This is a genomic window from Amycolatopsis keratiniphila (assembly GCF_000400635.2).
In the GTDB taxonomy this organism is placed as follows: Bacteria; Actinomycetota; Actinomycetes; order Mycobacteriales; family Pseudonocardiaceae; genus Amycolatopsis; species Amycolatopsis keratiniphila.
On the sequence record NC_021252.1, the window covers coordinates 1,092,891 to 1,109,084 of the forward strand.

General features: G+C 69.1%; 16 protein-coding genes. 10 read left to right on the forward strand and 6 right to left on the reverse strand.

The features are described from left to right. Nucleotides 1–111: 111 nt before the first annotated feature. Nucleotides 112–795, forward strand: a complete 684-nt coding sequence (locus AORI_RS46425) for a hypothetical protein (RefSeq protein ID WP_016331484.1) — start codon at nucleotides 112–114, stop codon at nucleotides 793–795. Nucleotides 796–836: 41 nt separating this feature from the next. Here the strand turns inward: AORI_RS46425 and AORI_RS46430 are convergent, their stop codons facing one another. Next, nucleotides 837–2,231 (reverse strand): Rv3212 family protein, encoded by a 1,395-nt coding sequence (locus AORI_RS46430; protein WP_016331485.1) that lies wholly within the window; start codon nucleotides 2,229–2,231, stop codon nucleotides 837–839. A gap of 35 nt (nucleotides 2,232–2,266) precedes the next feature. Beyond that, the gene (locus AORI_RS46435) at nucleotides 2,267–3,865 is read right to left on the reverse strand and encodes a DEAD/DEAH box helicase (RefSeq protein ID WP_016331486.1); all 1,599 of its coding nucleotides are present in this window, start codon (nucleotides 3,863–3,865) and stop codon (nucleotides 2,267–2,269) included. A 464-nt stretch (nucleotides 3,866–4,329) separates the two neighbouring features. On the opposite strand from AORI_RS46435, the gene AORI_RS46440 reads away from it, so the two are divergent. From AORI_RS46440 to AORI_RS46450, 3 genes are all read left to right on the forward strand, one after another. Beyond that, the gene (locus AORI_RS46440) at nucleotides 4,330–4,983 is read left to right on the forward strand and encodes a ferritin-like fold-containing protein (RefSeq protein ID WP_043848581.1); all 654 of its coding nucleotides are present in this window, start codon (nucleotides 4,330–4,332) and stop codon (nucleotides 4,981–4,983) included. Nucleotides 4,984–5,043: 60 nt separating this feature from the next. Continuing rightward, complete coding sequence (locus AORI_RS46445) at nucleotides 5,044–5,274, forward strand: DUF3107 domain-containing protein (protein WP_016331489.1); 231 nt, start codon at nucleotides 5,044–5,046, stop codon at nucleotides 5,272–5,274. A 114-nt stretch (nucleotides 5,275–5,388) separates the two neighbouring features. Beyond that, nucleotides 5,389–6,669 (forward strand): heparan-alpha-glucosaminide N-acetyltransferase domain-containing protein, encoded by a 1,281-nt coding sequence (locus tag AORI_RS46450; protein ID WP_016331490.1) that lies wholly within the window; start codon nucleotides 5,389–5,391, stop codon nucleotides 6,667–6,669. Nucleotides 6,670–6,742: 73 nt separating this feature from the next. On the opposite strand, the gene AORI_RS46455 is transcribed toward AORI_RS46450, so the two are convergent. Next, nucleotides 6,743–7,069: a DUF4873 domain-containing protein gene (locus tag AORI_RS46455; protein WP_016331491.1), complete on the reverse strand. Its 327-nt coding sequence runs from the start codon at nucleotides 7,067–7,069 to the stop codon at nucleotides 6,743–6,745. Further along, complete coding sequence (locus AORI_RS46460; RefSeq protein WP_038519016.1) at nucleotides 7,066–7,833, reverse strand: TetR/AcrR family transcriptional regulator; 768 nt, start codon at nucleotides 7,831–7,833, stop codon at nucleotides 7,066–7,068. The genes AORI_RS46455 and AORI_RS46460 overlap by 4 nt, the downstream gene beginning before the upstream one ends. Nucleotides 7,834–7,883: 50 nt before the next feature. Here AORI_RS46460 and AORI_RS46465 point away from each other — a divergent pair, with 50 nt between their 5' ends. Beyond that, a complete protein-coding gene (locus tag AORI_RS46465; RefSeq protein ID WP_016331493.1) occupies nucleotides 7,884–8,792 on the forward strand; it encodes an AurF N-oxygenase family protein in 909 nt (302 codons plus the stop codon). Beyond that, nucleotides 8,789–9,712, forward strand: a complete 924-nt coding sequence (locus AORI_RS46470) for an alpha/beta fold hydrolase (protein ID WP_016331494.1) — start codon at nucleotides 8,789–8,791, stop codon at nucleotides 9,710–9,712. The genes AORI_RS46465 and AORI_RS46470 overlap by 4 nt, the downstream gene beginning before the upstream one ends. A 277-nt stretch (nucleotides 9,713–9,989) precedes the next feature. On the opposite strand, the gene AORI_RS46475 is transcribed toward AORI_RS46470, so the two are convergent. Further along, on the reverse strand, nucleotides 9,990–10,526 hold the full coding sequence (locus AORI_RS46475; RefSeq protein ID WP_016331495.1) for a carboxymuconolactone decarboxylase family protein: 537 nt from the start codon (nucleotides 10,524–10,526) through the stop codon (nucleotides 9,990–9,992). Nucleotides 10,527–10,623: 97 nt separating this feature from the next. Here AORI_RS46475 and AORI_RS46480 point away from each other — a divergent pair, with 97 nt between their 5' ends. Next, the gene (locus AORI_RS46480) at nucleotides 10,624–11,664 is read left to right on the forward strand and encodes an amidohydrolase family protein (RefSeq protein WP_016331496.1); all 1,041 of its coding nucleotides are present in this window, start codon (nucleotides 10,624–10,626) and stop codon (nucleotides 11,662–11,664) included. Between the two features lie 35 nt (nucleotides 11,665–11,699). Next, nucleotides 11,700–13,121, forward strand: a complete 1,422-nt coding sequence (locus tag AORI_RS46485; protein ID WP_123798293.1) for an amidohydrolase family protein — start codon at nucleotides 11,700–11,702, stop codon at nucleotides 13,119–13,121. A 72-nt stretch (nucleotides 13,122–13,193) separates the two neighbouring features. Here AORI_RS46485 and AORI_RS46490 read toward each other — a convergent pair whose 3' ends face one another. Beyond that, nucleotides 13,194–13,817 carry a TetR/AcrR family transcriptional regulator gene (locus tag AORI_RS46490; RefSeq protein ID WP_037332079.1) on the reverse strand — a complete coding sequence of 208 codons (624 nt, stop codon included), beginning with the start codon at nucleotides 13,815–13,817 and terminating at the stop codon, nucleotides 13,194–13,196. A 244-nt stretch (nucleotides 13,818–14,061) separates the two neighbouring features. On the opposite strand from AORI_RS46490, the gene AORI_RS46495 reads away from it, so the two are divergent. After that, nucleotides 14,062–14,919, forward strand: coding sequence for an alpha/beta fold hydrolase (locus AORI_RS46495; RefSeq protein WP_016331499.1), 858 nt, complete (start codon nucleotides 14,062–14,064; stop codon nucleotides 14,917–14,919). Between the two features lie 81 nt (nucleotides 14,920–15,000). Next, nucleotides 15,001–16,173 (forward strand): DUF3152 domain-containing protein, encoded by a 1,173-nt coding sequence (locus tag AORI_RS46500; RefSeq protein ID WP_043848582.1) that lies wholly within the window; start codon nucleotides 15,001–15,003, stop codon nucleotides 16,171–16,173. The last annotated feature ends 21 nt before the right edge of the window (nucleotides 16,174–16,194 follow it).

Consider the following 16,194-nt stretch of genomic DNA (forward strand, 5'->3'; position numbering starts at 1 on the left):
GGAAGGTGTCATCGACCGGAAAAGGCGCCCCGTCCCTGCGAAAATATGGCTCACTGGGCAGGTCGTAGATGAACACGCTGCCCCGCAGCGAGGACGAAGGGCACCGTTGAAATGACCTACCCACCCCAGCCAGGACAGCCCGACCAAGGTCATGGCGGGCAGCAGTACCCAGGGCAGCAGCCGTATCCGGAACAGCAGCCTGGTCAGCAGCCGTACCCCGGCCAACAGCAGCAGTACCCGGGGCAGCCGCAGTACCAGCAGGGCGGTTACGACCAGAGCGGCGCGTACCCCCAGCAGCAATACCCCGGCTACGGCCAGCAGCAGTACGGACAGGGCTTCGGCGGGCCGCCCGCGCCCCCGAAGAACAACAAGACCGGCCTGATCGTGGGCATCGCCGCCGCGGCCGTGGTGGTGCTCACGCTGGGCATCACCGGGTTCGTCGCCCCCGGGTTCTTCCTCAGTGACGACAAGGCCGAGAAGGCCTCCGGCCCGGAAGGAACCGCGCAGGCGATCATCGACGGCATCAACGCCCATGACAGGGCTGCGTTGACGGAGCTGAAGTGCGGGAGCGCCGAGAAGGACATCGACCAGATCATCGAGCGGGTCAATGAAGCCTCGGACGCTTCGCTCGGCCCGGTCACGAAGGTCTCCGAGACCAAGGCGACGGTCTCCGTCACGCTGACCGTCGCGGGGCGGCCGGGCACCGCCACCGGCACGCTCGTCAGCGAAGGTGGCAAATGGTGCTGGAAGGAAGTCAGCCGGCTGCGTACTTCCCGGACTTCGACGACGCGCTGACCGCGGGCCGGTAGCAAGGGACCTTTGCTACCACCCGCCCCTCACTTGAGGGCGACGACGGTGGGGCCGCGTTGCTCCAGCAGCACCGGCCCGACCGAGGACAGCAGCACCGGGCCGGTGTAGCCGCGCCTGTCGACGCCGACGGTGCGGATGGTGGCACCGGTCGTCTCGTCGAGCACGGCCAGCCCGCCCTGGATGGGCACGACCAGCTGCTCCCCGAAGGTCACGCCCGGGCCGGTCGAGTTGTTCAGCGTCCAGCGCGGCGTCAGATCGTCCCGCGAGAACGCCATGGTCTTCGAGCCGGTGAACCAGTAGACGCCCTGCGCGGTCCACGACGTCGTCATGACACCGCCCACCGGATCCTGCGTGATCTCGGCCTCGGGCACGTCGAGCGGATACGCCGACTTCTGCAGGCCGTCGCCACCGTAGATGACCAGCAGTTTCTGTTCGGGCAGCACGATCAGCGCGAGATCGCCGGACATCGCGACGACCTTCGCGTTCTTCCCGGCGAGCACGGTGCTGTAGTCGACCTTGGGGTCGTCGGCCTCGTCATTGGTCGCGCGGTAGACGGTGAAGCGGTCGGCGGGGTCGCCGGGGCAGCGCTCGATCACGCCGATCTTGCCCGCCGCGGCGGCCACCGTGCCGTAGGTGCAGCCCGTCCTCGGCTGCTTGTTCGGGTTCACGATGGCGGGGACCTGGCCGTACTCCATGCTCTTGACCAGGTCGTCGCGCCAGGTGTTCAGGAGTTTCTTGCCGGTGGTGGTGACGTGCGATCCGTCGACGACCAGCCGCGTCCCGAGCTCGGCGTCGCCGTTGCGTTGCGCCGTGCGGCGCCCGGTGCCCGCGTCGAGCTGGGTGACCTCACTGCAGCCGGTGTCCTTGCGGTACACCGCGTCCACCTTGATCCCGGCGAGCGCGACGGTGCACAGTTCGAGATCGCGCGAGTAACGCCAGCGGACTTCGCCGGTGTACGGGTCCCTGCCGAGAACCTCGCCCTTGTCGGCGGTGACGACGCTGTTGGCCTCGCCGATCGGGACGGGTGTCGACGCGCTCGGTGCCTGCCAGAGTTCGCTCAGCGAACCGGGGACCTGCGCCGGCGCGGGCGGGAGCCCGGGCGGCAGGGTGGTGGCCACCTGCGCGACCGTGGCCGCGTTGTCGCTGGTCACGCCGATGACGACACCGGTGACCGCGACGACCACCACGATCGCCGCGGCGATCACGCGATCCCGCTTGCGGTTCCACGGCGAGGGCCGGGCGCGTTTCCCGCCCAGCGGCGGCTCGGTGGCCACCGGCTGAGCGGGTTCGGCGTCCAGCACGTCCTCGGTGCCGATCGCGTTTTCGGCCGTCTCCGGCTCGCTGCCGTTCGACTGCTCGGGATCGGCGGGCACGGGCCGCGCCGGTTCGTTGTCCGGCGTGGCGTCCCAGCGTTCGCTCACGTGCCCCTAGCTCCCCATGTCCGCAGTATGAAAGCTCAGTCTGCCGACGCAGGTGTATCAGAAGTCGCCGACGGACGGCGACGGCGGCGTCGGCGAGCCGGACGCTCGGCGCTGTCGCCTGCCTCCTTCTCGACCGCGGGGCCACTGACCTCAGGGCTCGGCTTCGCGCCACCGCGGCTGCGGCGACGGGTCCGCGTGCGGCCCTCCGAAGCGGTCTCGGCGGCCGCACCCTCGGTGCCCTCCGCCGAAGCCGCCGCCGCGGCGTCCGCCGCTTCGATCTTGGCGGCCGCGTTCGCGCCGCCGCGGGTCCGCTTGCGCGGCGCGCGGTTGCGCTTGCGGGGAGCCTCTTCTTCGCTCGCCCCGCGACCGCGGCCGCGGCGCTTGCCGCCCAGGTCTTCTTCGGCCTCGGCCGAAAGACCGGCGCGAGTCCGCTTCGACAGCGGCAGGCGCCCGGTGGTGCCCTCCGGGATGCCGAGGTCGCTGAACAGGTGCTTCGACGACGAGTACGTCTCGACCGGCTCGGGCTTGTCGAGCCCGAGGATGTCGGAGATCATCTTCCAGCGCGGCTCCTCGTCCCAGTCGACGAGGGTGATCGCGACGCCGGTGCGCCCGGCGCGGCCGGTGCGGCCGATGCGGTGGACGTAGGTCTTCTCGTCCTCCGGCGTCTGGTAATTGATCACGTGCGTGACGTCGTCGATGTCGATACCGCGGGCGGCGACATCGGTGGCGACCAGCACGTCGACCTTGCCGGAGCGGAACGCGCGCAGGGCCTGCTCGCGGGCGCCCTGGCCCAGGTCACCGTGCACGGCGGCGGCCGCGAAGCCGCGCTCGACCAGATCGTCGGCGACCTTCTGCGCGGTGCGCTTGGTGCGGGTGAAGATCATCGTCAGGCCACGGCCTTCGGCCTGCAGCGCGCGGGCGATCAGCTCGGGCTTGTCCATCGAGTGCGCCCGGTAGACGAACTGGGTGGTGCGCTCGTGGATTGCGCCGGCGTCGTTCTCCTCGGCGCGGATATGCGTCGGCTGGTTCAGGAACGTGCGGGCCAGCGTGATGATCGGACCCGGCATGGTCGCCGAGAACAGCATCGTCTGCCGGGCGTCCGGGACCATCCGCAGGATGCGCTCGATGTCGGGCAGGAAGCCCAGGTCGAGCATTTCGTCGGCCTCGTCCAGCACCAGGCCGCGGATCTTGCCGAGCACCAGGTGCTGCTGCTCGGCCAGGTCCAGCAGGCGGCCGGGCGTGCCGATGACGACGTCGACGCCCTTGCGGAGGGCCTCGATCTGCGGTTCGTACGGGCGGCCGCCGTAGATGGCCAGCGTGCGGATGCCGAGGTGCTTGCCCGCACCCTTGAGGTCGTTCGCGACCTGGATGCACAGCTCACGGGTCGGCACGACGACCAGCACCTGCGGGGTGCCGTCGCCGGGGACCTCGACGCGGTGCAGCAGCGGGACGCCGAAGCCCAGCGTCTTGCCCATACCGGTGCGGGCCTGGCCGATCAGGTCGTCGCCGGCCATGGCCAGCGGCAGCGTCAGCGCCTGGATGGCGAAGGTGCGCTCGATACCGGCCTCGCCGAGGGCCTTCACGATCTCCGGCTTGACGCCGAAGGAGGCGAAGGTGGGGGATTCGGGCTCCACCGGGGCGCCCGCCTGGAGCGGGTGCGACGTGTCCAGCGCGGCCGGACCGGTCTCGCTGTGCTCCAGCGCGACGGCGGCCGGGACGCCGGTGGTGGTGTTCTCTTCGGTTGTGGTTTCGTTCGTGGTCAGGGTGCTCGCCTCTCTCGTGACCAGCGCGCACTGCCCTGGTCACCAGATCGACACTCGACCACGAAATTTCGCTCGGGCTCCGCGCTACTGGCGCTGGAGCGGCCCTTCGTGGGAATGCCGCAGGATGGCGTGCACGCACATCATTCTTGTGCTGACCGGGGCCACATCGGCTGTCCTTCAGCCGCAGCGGCGTCCCGATCCGGGACGGAAGATCCGTCGTATCCGGCCGCCAGTGTACCTGGTCTGCGGTTTTTCGATAGTCCCCCGGCGTGTCGGCGGCGTGGGATCGGTCTCTTCCGGGTCGGGCGGGTGTGTTCGGCGATACCCTTTCCGCCGTGACCGAGGCAAAGCAGATCAGTGAAGGCGTAGTCGATTTGCTCGGCGTACTCGCCTATGGGGAATTGTCCGCATTCGATCGCATGGCCGAGGACGCGCGCACCGCGCCGACGCTGTCCGGACGGGCCGCGCTGGCGTCGATGGCGGCCGCCGAGATCGGGCACTACGACCTGCTCGCCAAGCATCTGAAGGGGCACGGCGTCGCGATCGAGGACGCGATGCGGCCCTTCGTCGGGCACATCGACGCCTGGCACGCCTCCACGGCGCCGCGTTCCTGGCTCGAGTCCCTGGTGAAGGCCTACGTCGGCGACGGGCTCGCCGCGGACCTCTACCGCGAGATGGCCAGCTGGCTCGACCCCGAGACCAAGGACCTCGTGCTCACCGTGCTCGCCGACACGGGGCATTCCGCGTTCGCCGAGCGCGAAGTCGCGGCCGGCATCGAGGCCGACCCGAAGGCGCGCGACAAGCTCGCGCTATGGGGCCGCCGCCTGCTGGGCGAGGCGTTGACGCAGGCCCAGTACGTCGTCGCCGAGCGGGACGGGCTCGCCGAGCTGATCGTCGAAGGCTCGGGCGACCTGTCGGGAATCGCGGCGCTGTTCCGCCGGTTGCAGCAGGGGCACACCAAGCGCATGCAGGTGCTGGGGCTCGGCTGAGGTCACTTCGGCTAGCCTTGGCGCACCAGTGAATTTCGAACTTTCAAGCGGAGGTCCCACGTGGAGGTCAAGATCGGCATCAAGGACACGCCGCGGGAGCTCGTGGTGTCCAGCAGCCAGTCACCCGACGAGGTCGAGGAACTGGTCGCGAACGCCTTGAGGGCCGGCGACGGGATCTTCCGCCTCGACGACGAAAAGGGCCGCAAGTACATCGTGCCCACCGACCGGATCGCCTACGTCGAGATCGCGCCGTCGGATGTTCGCAAGGTCGGCTTCGCTGTTGGTGACTAACCCGATCGGGTTGTAGTCGGATGTCACAGTGGCGTCACCGCCGCGTCTCAGCCAGCTCTCAGATTTGATCGTCACGCTAAGGCGGGGACGGCAGGGGGCTAGCCGAGAAATGAGGTGGACGGCGTCACTGTGATGGACCGCGCGCTGGTCGACGGCGTGCGCACTGTTCCCGACCAAGGCAAACGGGCCGTAGGGCGGCTGACCGGCATCGATGTCGCCCGCGGCCTGGCCGTCCTCGGCATGTACGCGGTGCATGTCGGCCCCGATCCGGCCAAAGGCGGCGTCGGGGTGCTGTTCAAACCGTTCGAAGGCCATTCCGCCGCGCTGTTCGCGGTGCTGGCCGGGGTCTCGATCGCGCTGATGTCCGGCGGGCGCCGTCCCAAAGAGGGCCGCGACCGGACCCGTGTCGCGCTGAAACTGGCGACCCGCGCCCCGCTCCTGGTGGCGCTGGGGCTGTGGCTGACCAGCCTCGAAACCGGCTACATGGTGATCCTGGCCTACTACGGGGCTTGTTTCCTCTTCGCGATCCCGTGGCTGCGCGCGGGCGCGAAGACGCTCGCGATCGCGGCGATCACCGTCGCCGTGGCGGGCCCGCTGCTCTCCCACCTGATCAGGGCGCAGCTACTGCCCCGTGACCTGCTCTTCTTCGCGCCGGACCTGACCGCGGACGACGTCACGTCGACCGGGCTGCTGAAGGCCGCGACCGTCCTCGTGCTGACCGGCACGTTCCCCGCGTTGACGCTGATGGCGTACGTGTTCGCCGGGATGGCGATCGGGCGGATGGACCTGACCTCGCGCAGCGTGTGCCGACGGCTGTTCTTCGGCGGCTCGGCGCTCGTGGTGGGCGGGTATTTCGTTTCCTGGCTCGCGACCGGGCCGCTCGGCGGTATGCAGGCGATCTACCGGTCGCTCGAACCGGCCGCCGCGCAGATGGGGATGACGTCGCCGGAATTCCTGCGCCTGCACCAGACCTGGATCCACGGCACGCCGCCGACCACCAGCTGGGCCTGGGAACTGCTGCCGACGGGCACCTCGTACACACCGTTCGACCTGCTGATCTCGATCGGGATCGCGGCGGCGGTGATCGGTGGCTGTCAGCTGCTGATGCCGAGGTTCGAGCGCGTGCTGCGGCCGCTTTCGGATCTGGGCGGGCGGGTGCTGAGCGCGTACGTGCTGCATTTCGTGGCGATCGCGCTGCTGTGGGACGAGACCGACGGCGACTCGATCTTCAGCGTGCTGCACTTCGTCGAGTTCTCGGTGGTGGCGCTGACCGCCGCGGTGCTGTGGCGGAAATTCGTCGGGCGCGGGCCGCTGGAATGGGCGATGAACAAGCTGTCGAGCTGGCCGAAGTACCTGCTGCCCAGTGCGCGGGTGCCCGCTCAACGGCGGGGCTGAATTTCCCGATAGCGCGTGAAGGCCCCCTTCCCTCGACTGAGCCGAGGGAAGGGGGCCTTCACGCGCTAAGAGGTCAGGCGTTGAGTTCGTTCAGTTCTTCCAGGCTGGTCGGCACGTGGAAGGGCGGCGTGCTGGTGCCCATGATCCGGTAGCGATCCCACGGGTCCGGGTCGGAGAGCTCGCCCTTCGCGCTGTACTCGCCCGCACGGATCTCGACGGCGGTCTTCTTGCCGCCGGCGGCCGCGGACACCTGCTCGTTGGTGGCGACGCGGCCGTACCAGCGGTAGTACCCGTCGATGGGCTGGAAATAGCCCCGCAGGTCCACCGTGGTGGCGATCTCGGTCCCGTCGATCACGAGGACCGCTTCGCCGGCGTAACCGTCTTCGTCGTGCTCGCTCATTGCGCCTCCGATTCCTTCCGCATCTGGACGACCTTGTTCTCTTCGAGCGGCAGGTTCGGGTCGATGACGATGCCCTGCTGCCGGGAGAGGCCGTCGATCGCGGCCCAGATGATCTGCGTCAGGTACTCGACGACGCTGTCGCGGCCCATCGAGCGCCGGTCCAGCCACCATTCGCCGGTGCTCTGCACCATCCCGACGATGCCGTGCGCCCACGGTTCGGCGGCGCCGGAGTCCATGTTGAACATCCGCATGTAGTCGCCGAGCAGCGCGGTCAGCGCGGTGGCAATGAGTTCCTTGTCCTCGGCGACGACGTCGGACTTGACGACCACCTTCTCCTGCAGGCCGCCGCGTGCGAGCAGGCGGTACAGGTTCGGGTGCTCCTCGATGACGCTGAAGAAGGAGTCGAGCGCCATCCGGATCCGGGGGACCGGGGCGAGCTCGGAGTTGATCGCCGGGATCAGCCGCTGGAAGAGGATCTCCGTGCCGCGCTGCCCGAGCGCGACGTACAGATCCGCCTTGTCGTCGAAGTGCCGGTACAGCACGGGTTTCGTGACGCCCGCTTCGGCGGCGACGTCCTCCATGCCGAGGTCGGGGCCGTGCGTGTCGAGCGCGCGCAGGGCGGCCTCGACGAACTCCGCGCGGCGCGCGATCCGGTGCTTGCGCCAGCGGTCGCGGCGGGCGTCGCCCGTGTCGGCCTCACCCGCCGTGGGGTGCTTGCTCGACTGCTTGCTGTTGCGCTTGACACGTTCGATCACCCCAGTCATGCTACCAGAGGTAACTGTTACCACGAGTTACAGATAGGGGTGTGTCGGCAATGACGCGGGCGCTGAAGGAAACAGACCGGGAGAAGACGGCCGAGCGGCTGCTCAAGTCCTCCGCGAACAAGTTCTACGATCCCGACGTCGACATCGACTGGACCGCCCCGCTCGTCGACGGGAAGCGGTACATCCCGGCGCACCGTTCTTCGCTCTACGGCACGAAATTGTGGGACTCGCTGTCCGAAGAGCAGCGCATCGAACTCGGCAAGCACGAGGTCGCCAGCGTCGCCACGACCGGGCTGTGGTTCGAAATCCTCCTGATGCAGATGCTGCTCAAGGAGGTCTACGACGAAGACCCGACCAGTTCGCACGCCCAGTACGCGTTGACCGAGATCGCGGACGAATGCCGTCACTCGACGATGTTCGCGCGGATGGCTTCGCGGATCGGCTGCCCGTCCTACGGACCGGTGCCGTGGTTGCGGCGGCTGGCGAAACTGATGCCGACCATCAGCTACGGCCCCGCGCGCTACGGCGCGATCCTCGTCGCCGAAGAGGTCCTCGACCGGCTTCAGCGCGAGCAGATGAACGACCCGGACATCCAGCCGCTGGTGCGCATGGTCAACCGGATCCACGTGCTCGAAGAAGCCCGGCACGTCACCTTCGCCCGCGAAGAGGTGACTCGCGGGATGGCGAAACTGTCGAAGAAGGAAATCCTCTATCAGCAGTTCATCATCGCGCTGATCTCGTACTTCGTGACGCGGGCCTTCATCAACCCGAACGTCTACAAGGCCGTCGGCATCCGTCCGCGTGACGGCGTCGAGGCCGCGCTGAACAACCCGCACTGGCGCGAAAGCATCCAGTGGGCAGGCGAGAAGATCATGCCGTTCCTGCAGGAATCCGGGCTGGTCGGCAAACCGGGCATGTACTTCTGGCGCAAGTCCTTCCTGCTTCCGGGGAAGCGATGAGGAGCGTCAAGCAGCGCGACGCCGTCTCGTGGGACCCGTCGCGGCAGCATCGGTTCGTGACCGGTGACGGCACCGCCCTGCACGTCGAGACGAGCGGGCCCGCCGACTCCGAGCTCACGCTGGTGCTCGTGCACGGCTGGACGCAGGACCACCGGACCTGGGACGGCGTGGTGTCGCGGCTCGGCGACTCCGTCCGGACCCTGCGCTATGACCTGCGAGGCCACGGTGGTTCCGCGCCGGCGAAACCGGGCACGGCCACGATCGCGACCCTCGCCGACGACCTCGCCGAGCTGATCGAGGACCGCGTCCCCAACGGGCCGATCGTGCTCGCCGGGCACTCCATGGGCGGCATGACGATCATGGAACTTTCGCGCAGGCACCCCGATCTCGTGGCCCGGCGCGTCGCAGGGGTCGCGTTCGTCGCCACGTCGTCCGGTGAGATGGACCGGATCACCCTCGGCCTGCCGGGGATCGCGGGCAGCGGCGCGGCGAGGTTCGAACGGAGGCTCGCGAAGCTGCTCGCGAAGAACCGCCGGGACGCCTTGCCGCTGCCGCTGTCGGTGGTGCGGCCCGGTGCGCGGCTGCTCGTCTTCGGGCAGCGGCCTCAGCGGGCCGACGTGGATTCGGTCGCCGAGCAGTTGCTGTGCGCGCATCCGGCGAGCGTCGCGGGATTCCAGGACGCGATTTCGCGGCACGACTGCCGGGTCACGCTGGCCGCGCTGCAGGGCAAACCGGTGATCGTGCTGGCGGGGGAGCGGGACCGGCTGTGCCCGCCGCCGCACGCCAAGGTCATCGCCGACGAGCTGCCGGAAGCCGAATTCGTGCGCTATCCGGGGGCGGGGCACATGCTTCCGCAGGAACGGGCTCAGGAGGTTTCGGACCGCATCGCGGCGCTCGTCCGCCGCGCCGCGAGGGTCTGAAAAGGGGAGTAAGGGACCTTTGCTACCACTTCTCTCGACATTGAGACAAGTGGTAGCAAAGGTCCCTTGCTCCCTTTTCGCAGGTCAGGTCCTCGGGTGAGGTATTCGCGGGGAATTCGAAGTTGGCTGGGCGACCGTTGACCAGGCGGTTCATCGCTGTCGAGAGTGGGCTGAAGGCTCCCTTCACCGCGTCTGATGCGGCGAAGGGAGCCTTCAGCCCGCTGTACCGACCGCCCCCCTGAATAACCGCGGGTGGTAGCAAAGGTCCTTTGCTCTCTCAGAGCGACGTATAGCCGTTCGCCAGCAGATGGACGCCCACCTCCCGGTAGGCGTCCTGGTCGTCGGCGGCGAGCGTGGCCAGCCCGTCGACGTAGCGGTTGAACATGCAGAACGCGGCCGCGATCAGGACCGTGTCGTGGATTTCGACGTCCGTCGCGCCCTCCGCGCGGGCGGTCTCGATCAGATCCTCGCCCACCGACTTCCCGCTTTCGCGGACGGCGAGCGCGACGTGCAGGAGCGCCCTCACCTTCGCCGACACGGGGGTGCCGTCGACGTCCTTCCATGCCGCTTCCACGACCGGCATGCCGCCTTCGAGCGCTTCGGCGGCGACGGCGGCATGGCTGCGTGAGCAGAACGTGCAGTCGTTGCCGCGCGAGACGACAGCCCCGATCAGTTCGCGTTCGCCCACGCTGAGACTGCTCGGGCCGCGAAGCAGGACCTCGGCGAGCTGCCCGAGCGGCGCCGCCGTCTCCGGCCGGTAGGCGAACAAGCCGGTGATGCCGGGAAGGTTCTCGTCGAGCGCGATATGCGGCATGGTGACTCCTCGCGGATCGGCAACGCGGTCACTCGATTAATAGCCGAAACCGGGCTCGTCGCGATGCCGCTGGATTGCTCGACACGAGGGGGCGGGTGTGATCATCAGAATCCGGGGGCGTGCGCTTCCCGATGGCGAGTACGTCGATCTCTACGCCGACGGCGACCGATGGACCACCGATCCGGCCCCGGGCGCGGAACTGGTCGCCGAAGGCTGGCTCTTGCCGGGCCTCGTCGACGCCCACACCCATCCCGGGGCCGAGGAGCCCGGCGACCCGATGGACGAAGAGATCCTGCGCGCCGATCTGCACCGGCACGTCGACGCCGGGGTCACGATGATCCGCTCGCCGGGACTGCCCGGTGAGCCGCCCGAGTGGTTCGGCGCCGAACCCGGACTGCCCCGCGCGGTGCACGCCGGACCGTGGATCGCCCAGCACGGCCAGTTCTTCGACGGCTGGGGCCGTCGCGCCTCGCACGCGGAGCTCCCGGGATTGGCCGCGGCGCAAGCGAAACGCACCGGTTGGGCCAAGATCATCGCCGACTGGCGGGTGGGGGACGCCGCCGTGCCGTCCGACGTCATGACCGCGGTCGTCGAGGCGGTGCACGCGGTCGGCGGCCGGGTCGCGGTGCACTCGCAGCACGCCGCCGGCGGCGAAGCGGCGGTGGCCGCGGGAGTCGACTCCGTCGAACACGGGATGTGGCTCGATCCCGGATACCTGCCGGACATGGCGGCCCGCGGAACCGCGCTCACCCCGACGCTTTCGGTGTTCCAGGCGGCGTTGGGGAGGGTGCGGAACCGCGAGGACAATCCCCGGAAACGCTGGTTCACCGGCGGGGCGGAGGCGCATCCCGCGCTGGTCGTGGCGGCCGCGGAAGCCGGGGTGAAGATCCTCGCCGGGACCGATTCCCGGCCGCATGGTCAGGTGGGCGTCGAGATCCGCGCCCTCGCGGAAGCGGGGCTGCGCCCGCACGACGCCCTCGCCGCGGGTTCGTGGGCCGCGCGCGAATACCTCGGGCTGCCAGGGCTGGTTCCCGGCGCGCCCGCCGACGCCGTCGTCTACGCGGAGGATCCGCGGGAGGACCTGGCACAGCTGGAACATCCCATCGCGGTGATTCTCCGGGGCGTCCGCGTCAGATGAGCTAGCGTGATCTTTTCGACTGGGGAGTTGGAATGATGAAACGAAACAGATCGATCCTGTCCGTTTTCAGCCTCACCATCGCCGTCGTCCTCGGCGCGGTCCTGCTCACCGACCTGGACGGCGGGACCACCGAAGCCGGGAGCGACGCGGAATTCACCGGCACCGGCCGGGTCGTCATCCGCGACGCTTCGATGGTCCTCACCATGGATCCCGGCCTCGGCGAAGGACCGCTTGGAGCCCTCGCCGACGCCGACGTCGTGCTGGAAGGCACCAAGATCAAGCAGGTCGGCAAGGACCTCGACGCGGGCACCGCGAGAGTCGTCGACGGCCGGGGCAAGATCGTGCTGCCCGGCTTCGTCGACCTGCACAACCACCTGTGGCAGTCGCTCATCCGCGGCTGCGCGGCCGACAAGGAACTCATCGGCTGGCTCGGCAAATGCGTCATCCCGCTGTATCGCGCCCCGGTGACCGACGCGGACGCGTACGCGGGCACGAAACTCGCCGCGGCCGACGTCGTCTCGACCGGGATCACCACGGTCACCGACTGGTCGCACGCGTTCAACACCGACTTCGCCAAGGGCGGTCTCCGCGCGCTCGGCGAGTCGAAGCTGCGGTTCCTCTACTCCTACAACGGCACCACCGATCCCGCGCTGCAGAACGAGATCCGCCGCGTGAAGCGGGAGGTCATCGATCCGAACCCGTTGGCGCGCCTGCAGATCGGCACGCATCCGTCCACGGGGAACTTCCCGAGCGTCGAAGCGTCGGAGAAGCTCGCACGCGAACTCGGCGTCTCGCTGAACGTGCACCTGCTCGAATCGAAGGCCGATCTGACCGCGGGACAGATGGACGCGCTCCGGCGCGCGAACGCGTTGCACCCCGGGCTGGTGGCGAACCACGTCATCCAGACCACCGACGCCGACCTCGACGAGCTCGCGGCGGCCGGGGTCGGCGTGGCGCACAACCCGCTTTCGAACATGCGGCTCGCGTCGGGCGTCATCCGGCTGCCGGAGATGAAGAAGCGGCACATGAAGGTCGGGCTCGGCCTCGACGGCGGCACCAACGACACGAGCGACATGTTCAACGTGATGCGCGCGGCCGTCGGTCTCCAGCGGGCGACCACGACGGATCCGGCGGTCTACCCGACCACGGCGGACGTCCTGCGCATGGCGACCCTCGGGGGCGCGGAGGCGCTCGGGATGGACAAGGAGATCGGGTCGCTGACGCCGGGTAAGCGGGCGGATCTCCAGCTGGTCGACGCGCAGGCGGTCAACTTCGCGCCGAAGGTGGACTGGGTGAATCAGCTGGTCTTCAACACCCAGCCCGCGAACGTCTCGTGGGTGTTCGTCGACGGCCGCGCCCTCAAGCGCGAAGGACGCGTTGTCGGTATCGACACCGCGAAGGTCGTCGCCGACGCCCAGACCGCCGCGGACCGCCTGAAGAAGCTCCTGCCGCAGTGACCTGACGCAATTCGTCCTCTGAATGCGGTAGTCGCCCGCGCAAGGACCGCATTCAGAGGACGAAACGCGGGGTCAGTGCTGGAGGGGGAAGCCACCGCCGATGCCTCGCCAGGCGAGGTTGGCGGTGAGCGCGACGGCCTCTTCGCGGCTCATCGACTTGTGGTGCGCGAGCCAGAACCGCGCGCTGACCTGCGAGAGGCCCACGAGGCCGACGGCGAGCAGCCGGGCCTTGTCCTCGTCGAGGCCCGCGTCGGCGGTGATGGTCTCGGTGATCGCGTCGACGCTGGCCGACGTCGCCCGGTCCACCGCCTCCTGGACGGCGGGCTCGCCGCGCAGGTCGGACTCGAAGACCATGCGGAAGGCGCCCGCGTCGTTGTTCACGAAGTCGAAGAACGCGCCGACGGTGGCCGGCACGCGCTGCTTGTTGTCCGACGTGGAGTCGAGCGCGTCCTTGACCCGCCGCACCAGTTCGTCGACGTGGCTCTCCAGCAGCGCGATGTAGAGGTCGAGCTTGCCGGGGAAGTGCTGGTAGAGGACCGGCTTGCTGACGCCGGCCTCTTCGGCGATCTCGTCCATCGCGGCAGCGTGGTATCCGTTCGCGGCGAACACCCGCTGCGCGGCGGCCAGCAGCTGGGCGCGGCGTTCCGTTCTGGGCAGGCGGACACCTCGGGCCTGCAGTCGCGCCATTTCTGTCATCGTTCCTCCAGTAGCCGCGGGCTCCGCGGGGCGGGGTCACCGCCGCGTGAAGTGAGCTCGAGATTACTCGCCGGTACAGCCGGACCGCCAAGGGTCAGGCATCCTTGATGCTGTGTCTTCTCCAGTTTCCCGTGCCGCCGGGGGTCGTCCGCCGCTGACCCATGTGCCGCTTTCGCGCAGGTCATTGCCCTCGCTGGACCCGGCGCCGCCCCCTTGGCCCGGGGAAACAATAGGTGTCGGCGGGGTGAAATTGCACATCCGCCGGACGCCGGGCGGCCCGGAGACGGCCGTCTACGTCCACGGCCTCGGCGGTTCGTCCACGAACTGGACCGACCTCGCCGCCCTCCTGGCGCCTCAAGCCGCGGGCACGTCGGTCGATTTGCCGGGATTCGGCTATTCGGAGCCGGCCGACGGCTTCGACTTCAGCCTCGACGCGCACGCCGAGGTTGTGGCGAGCCACATCGAAAGCCTCGATGAAGGGCCCGTGCACCTGTTCGGCAACTCGATGGGCGGCGCCGTCGCGCTGCTCGTCGCGGCTCGCCGTCCGGAGCTGGTCAAGACACTGACGCTGATCTCGCCCGCGATGCCGGATCTCCGCCCCAGCATGAAGCGGCTGTCCGACCCGAGGATGGCGTTCGCGTACCTGCCGCTGATCGGCCCGGGCGTCCGCCGACGGCTCGCCGCGCTCGGCCCGCGTGAACGCGCCATGCAGGTCATCAAGCTGTGCTTCGCCGACCCGAGCCGGTTCGCGGAGAGCAGGCTGGACGAGCTCGAAGAGGAACACAGCGCCCGGGCCGGGTTCGCGTGGGCCGCCCCCGCGCTGGCCCGCAGCACGTTCGGCATCTTCCGGACGTGGTCCGCACGCGGCCCGGCGTCGCTGTGGGCGGTCGCGCCGACCGTCGACGCGCCGACGCTCGTCGTGTGGGGGCAGCACGACCGGGTGATCTCCGTCCGGCGCGCCGAGCGCACCGCCCGGCTACTTCCGCACGCGCGGTTGCTCGTTCTGCCCCGAACCGGCCATGTGGCGCAGATGGAACGCCCGAATGTCGTAGCGAAGGCCGTTTTGGGGATGTGGGAATCGGTCGAATCGGGCACCTGGTAGCCCATTCGGGTGGGCGGGACACGCCGGGCGAAGCGCCGGTCGCTCACAACATCACAGTTCGGTTATGGCACCCTGGTGCGCGTGGATCGGGTAAAGCAAGGCGCGCAGGGCGAAGGTCGGCGGTCTCAGTACTCCGCATCCGCCCGCCGTCCGCCGCGCGCCCAGCCCCGGCCATCCGACGCGCCGCGCACGGGCCAGTACCGGCCGACGCCGCCGCCGTCGCAGCGGCTCGACGAGGACCGTTACCGTCCCGGCGGCCGCCGGACCAGCGCCCAGCCGCTCAGCGCTTCCTGGAAGCCGCACGAGACCGGCGCCGCCAAGGCCAAGGCCGCCAAACGCAAGGGCAAGGGCGGCATCGGCCAGTTCGCCAAGACCTACGGCTGGCGCGTGTACGCGCTGCCGATCCTCGTGGTGATCACCGCGCTGGTCGTGTTCAACACCGCCACCGGCCCGGCCGAGCCGATCGCCTCCGACGGCACGACCCAGGCCACGGCCGATGGATCCGCCGGCAACGGCGGCGAGCCGGGCGCGGGGGTCGACGGAGGCGGCGATGTCCTCCCGGAGAACCCCGCCAAACCGGTCGACCTCAAGATCCCGACCGCGGACCTGCCCAAGGGTGGCCCCTTCACCGAGTCCGGCAAGGGCACCTATCACGTGGTGCCGGGCAAGGGCGAAAAGGTGGGCACGGGCCAGCTGTTCACGTACACCATCGAGGTCGAGGACGGCATCGATCAGGCCAGCTACGGCGGTGACGACAGCTTCGCCGCGATGGTGGAGGGCACCCTGTCCAATCCCAAGAGCTGGACGTGGGACGGCAAGAAGGCCCTCCAGCGCGTCGACGCGAGCTTCCCGAATCCGAGCTTCCGGGTGAGTCTCACCACACCGAACACCACGCATCGCGCGGACGTCTGCATGTTCCAGATCACCTATGAGACGTCTTGCTACCGCTCGAGTTTCGACAAGCGCGTGGTGATCAACCTCGCCCGCTGGGTGCGGGGGGCGATGGCCTTCGAGAGCGACATGACCGGGTACCGCCAGTACGCCATCAATCACGAGGTCGGGCACGCCTTGGGCGGAAAGCACGTGGGCTGCCCGGAGAACGGCGCGGTCGCGCCCGTCATGATGCAGCAGACCTTCGGCGTCTCGAACGACTTCGTGGCGCAGCTGAACAATCTCCCCGGCGGCGACCGCGGCAAGGTGCCCGCGGACGGCAAGGTGTGCAAGCCGGGCTCCTGGCCGAATCAGACACCCTAGTCCAAGCCGTCTCACCTGCTG

Bases quoted from the DNA above. Each gene is read 5' to 3' on its own strand.
- AORI_RS46425 (WP_016331484.1), top strand. From the start codon at position 112: ATGACCTACCCACCCCAGCCAGGACAGCCCGACCAAGGTCATGGCGGG.
- AORI_RS46455 (WP_016331491.1), bottom strand. From the start codon at position 7,069: ATGAGCGAGCACGACGAAGACGGTTACGCCGGCGAAGCGGTCCTCGTG.
- AORI_RS46460 (WP_038519016.1), bottom strand. From the start codon at position 7,833: ATGACTGGGGTGATCGAACGTGTCAAGCGCAACAGCAAGCAGTCGAGC.
- AORI_RS46465 (WP_016331493.1), top strand. From the start codon at position 7,884: ATGACGCGGGCGCTGAAGGAAACAGACCGGGAGAAGACGGCCGAGCGG.
- AORI_RS46470 (WP_016331494.1), top strand. From the start codon at position 8,789: ATGAGGAGCGTCAAGCAGCGCGACGCCGTCTCGTGGGACCCGTCGCGG.
- AORI_RS46475 (WP_016331495.1), bottom strand. From the start codon at position 10,526: ATGCCGCATATCGCGCTCGACGAGAACCTTCCCGGCATCACCGGCTTG.
- AORI_RS46485 (WP_123798293.1), top strand. From the start codon at position 11,700: ATGAAACGAAACAGATCGATCCTGTCCGTTTTCAGCCTCACCATCGCC.
- AORI_RS46490 (WP_037332079.1), bottom strand. From the start codon at position 13,817: ATGACAGAAATGGCGCGACTGCAGGCCCGAGGTGTCCGCCTGCCCAGA.